Here is an 881-nt window from a genome sequence, read left to right as displayed (position 1 = left end):
AGCAAACTACGATCATTGGATCGAAGAAGTATCTTTGATCGAAGATTGGATTGCTGCACTCAAAGACAATGTGCCGGGATTTGAAAAACTTCCTGTACGCCAAGTTGAACTAACACAAGAGGAGTTGGACTATCGTGAGATATTCAACAAGCTCAACTCCTACAGGCATTATTTCTCAACGGAAATCCGTGACAGACTTGCTGCCTTGCATGTGAAGTTCAGCGATCTGGTCGATAAAACGCTCCCTAACCCATTCATGGACGTTATTCGCCCAGACTTTGACACACGGATTACGATGTTCAATATCCGTAATGTCTGCTCTGCTGCAACGTATGATAACGCTACAGCGGAGGAAAGGGCACTGGCCCGTACAATGCTTCAGATGGCATTACTCAAGTAAGAAAGGCAGTAATATGTCAGATAATACGCTCCGCGTAAAATCTGCTGTCGTGGACAAGCGGCACGTCATTTTCTACGGAGAAGATGGCCGCACCCACAAGATCGAACAAGGCGATCCTCGTCTTCACGATCTCATGGCAGAACTGTCCCCGCGTCTCGCACGTGGGGAAATCGTGCCTATTTCTCTGGACAAGTTCTCTGTCTATGAGGAATTCACCAAGAAGACAGGCGGTTTCGTCTCGTTCTTCAAGGCTGCAAAGAACAAGCTTGCGAGCTTCTTCCGTGCACCTGAACCGGAGCCAGAAATCACTCTGGCTCCTGAAGAACTGACCATTGAAGAACCAAAGGTGACGACTGGTCAGCCGGTTGTTCATAAGCAGCCTCGCTATGACGACATCAAGGAACATCTCACTCCCGTTGACGGAAATGAGAAGCCTTCTGATAGCATCGTTGCTGTCATCAATGGTGTGGTCATTCCGGGC

Annotated in this window: 2 protein-coding genes; both read left to right on the top strand. The window is 48.4% G+C overall.

Annotated features, from left to right (window positions below; genetic code table 11):
* The coding region (locus RMT89_RS40405; RefSeq protein ID WP_315888733.1) for a hypothetical protein at nt 1-400 on the top strand (400 nt) is incomplete at its 5' end.
* A gap of 49 nt (nt 401-449) precedes the next feature.
* Nucleotides 450-881, top strand: a 432-nt coding sequence (locus tag RMT89_RS40400; protein WP_315888732.1) for a hypothetical protein, incomplete at its 3' end; no start/stop codon positions are given.

This window comes from Streptomyces sp. P17 (assembly GCF_032436805.1).
GTDB lineage: Bacteria > Actinomycetota > Actinomycetes > Streptomycetales > Streptomycetaceae > Streptomyces.
Note: the sequence above shows the minus strand (reverse complement) of the source record. Positions and strands in the feature narration are given on the sequence as shown.